We start from the raw sequence: 2,532 nt of genomic DNA, 5'->3' as shown, positions 1-2,532 counted from the left end.
TATTAATAATGAGAAAAATGAAGGAAATAAAAATAATTAAAAAAAGTAAAAAAAAAGAATTAATAAACAATTATAATATTTGTTTATTAATCAATTCAGCATTCAAAATAGAAGCACCAGCAACACCTCTAATTGTATTATGTCCTACAAGAACATATTTAATTCTAGATCTTTTCTCTCTTACCAACGCAAATAAAATCCATTGTATTCTTTTCCATTAACTAAAGAATTTACGATCTTTTGAGCCTGCTTATCAATTATTTCACCATAAGTTAAATTTTCTCCCTTAAAATTTATTTTGGAATTTACCTTATCCAATATCTTAACAATTATCAACTTTCTTTTTTCCAAGCTTATGCTGTCATTTCTTTTATCCAAATCATCATTTGTTATTTGACCAGTGTTTATTAAATACATGAATCCTCTTCCTATCCCCCTTTGACAAAGCCTCCAATATATTCTTTTTCGCCTTTTTTATTTATCATATAAGGTTTTTGGTGACTTAAAACAGTTTCGAAAAACTCTAATTTATAGAACTAAATTAAACAAAAAAATACCCTCAAAAAAAATAAAAAATAATATTAAAAATGATTTAAATAAATTATTATATATTAAGTATTTAATTGATCATTATTTTTATTAAAAAAATTAGGGATTTCATCAATCCATATGATTATAATATCAATATTGGATTAAATAGAGAAATAAGAAATTTAATACATAATTCTGCTTAAAGGGGGATAGGGGAGATTTTTATCAAGATTACAGAAAAGACCAGAGTGATTATCGTAGCTGCTATAGCACAGCTAGTCACACAATTAATTGCTAACATGACTGTTATTGCACTTCCAGATATAAGTTTGGAATTGTCTTTTTCGGCTGAAACCATATTATGGATTAATTTAATCTATTTAATGAGTTTTGTAGCATTTAGTTTGCCTTTTGCTAAAATAATTTCCCAATATGGAATCAAGAAATGTACAAAAGTGAGTCTGCTTTTACTCTTTGCATCAGTGTTAATCTCATTTTTCGCCTTTAGTGAATATATGCTTTTATTATCAAGATTGCTTCAAGGTCTAAGTTCAGCTGCACTTGCAATCAGCATTTATGTAATGATTGTAAATGAATTTGAAGAAAAGGAATTAGGTAGTGCATTGGGTATAGTGGCATCCTCTGGATTTGTTGGAATGCTAATAGCCCCATCATTTATGGGCTTTATGATTTATGTTGCAGATTGGAGAGCTGCATTCCTTATCATGATTCCATTTGTAGCAATTTCACTATTCCTTTTAAGAAGAATCAATAAGGAATGGGTAACCGAGAAAAAGCCTATTGACAATATTGGATCTCTTATTTATATCTTGATGATGGCATCCTTTGCTTATGGAATTACAGAATTAGACCAAATGGGAATTGTTTTCGTAGCCATAAGCATAATATTACTAATAATATTCATTAAATTTGAAAAAGTCTTTGAAGAACCTATACTCAATACGAAAATCTTTAGAAATCTAAGATTTACCATTGGAAACTATGCTGCTATGGTAACTTATTTCACCACCACAATTGCAATTACAGCATTATCATTCCATTTGCAGTATATATTGGACATGGAAGAGTATTTGGTCAGCTTGGTTCTTATCATAGCACCGATTATTATGATAGGAATGTCTAATGTTGCAGGAAAACTGGCAAATAGATTCGACCCAAGACTGATTTCATCTGTTGCATTATTATCAATATTCGTTTCAATGATCATGTATGCCTTTGTAGATAGGCTGCCATTCCTATTGATACTCGTTGCATTTGGATTGCAAGGATTAGGTAATGGAATGTTTTCAGCTCCAAACAACAAGTTTGTATTGACTATTGTGGAAGCAGAAGAGCTAACAGATGCAAGTTCCATTCTATCAACAAGCAAAGAATTCGGTAAGATTCTAAGTTCTGGAATATATGCCTTAATTTTTTCAATATTTATTGGAAACCAAGCGTTAGGCCCTGAAAGTCTGGATGCCTCATTGATTCAATCTTCAAACTATATGATGATTATTTGTGCAGTTTTGGCGTTTTCCGCCATAATATTGCTATTATATAGCAAATACAAATACGAATATGAAATTAATGAAGAAATTATTAAAATCTTTAAGTCCATTACTCCTGAACGTATTAAAAAAATATTTGGGGATGATGAATAGATTAAATAAAAAAAATTATACTATTTACTTAATAATTAACTAGTTAAGATGTGTTAAAATAAATATTTAATAGAGTTTAAATTAGTTCATTAAACCAGAGTTTTACGAAACTTAGTATGGGACAAATACAATAATGAAATCATGTTCTAAATTTAAATCATCATAATATGAAGATAATTTAGATTGAATAAATTCATTCAAAGCATGTTGCTGATTTTCATTTACTGTATCAAAAATAAAGAAAATGTATTCAGTATCCTTTTCTAGAATTGAAGGCAATCTATGAATTTTGAAATCTATTAAACCAGGAACTCTAATAACGATCTCTTCAATAATA

Annotated in this window: 3 protein-coding genes; 1 reads left to right on the top strand and 2 read right to left on the bottom strand. The window is 28.6% G+C overall.

Annotated features, from left to right (window positions below):
• Positions 1-180 precede the first annotated feature (180 nt).
• On the bottom strand, positions 181-417 hold the full coding sequence (locus tag ACKI67_RS07015; protein WP_407462750.1) for a hypothetical protein: 237 nt from the start codon (positions 415-417) through the stop codon (positions 181-183).
• 362 nt (positions 418-779) lie between these two features.
• On the opposite strand from ACKI67_RS07015, the gene ACKI67_RS07010 reads away from it, so the two are divergent.
• Entirely contained in the window at positions 780-2,195 is a 1,416-nt protein-coding gene (locus ACKI67_RS07010; protein WP_407462749.1) for an MFS transporter, read from the top strand.
• Between the two features lie 111 nt (positions 2,196-2,306).
• On the opposite strand, the gene ACKI67_RS07005 is transcribed toward ACKI67_RS07010, so the two are convergent.
• Positions 2,307-2,532: hypothetical protein (locus ACKI67_RS07005; protein ID WP_407462748.1), on the bottom strand; the 226-nt coding region annotated here is incomplete at its 5' end.

This window comes from Methanobrevibacter sp. (genome assembly GCF_045577275.1).
Taxonomy (GTDB): Archaea; Methanobacteriota; Methanobacteria; order Methanobacteriales; family Methanobacteriaceae; genus Methanobrevibacter.
Note: the sequence above shows the minus strand (reverse complement) of the source record. Positions and strands in the feature narration are given on the sequence as shown.

What these genes read in the sequence shown, in the direction of transcription:
- ACKI67_RS07015 (WP_407462750.1), bottom strand. Translation starts at nt 417, where the DNA reads ATGTATTTAATAAACACTGGTCAAATAACAAATGATGATTTGGATAAA.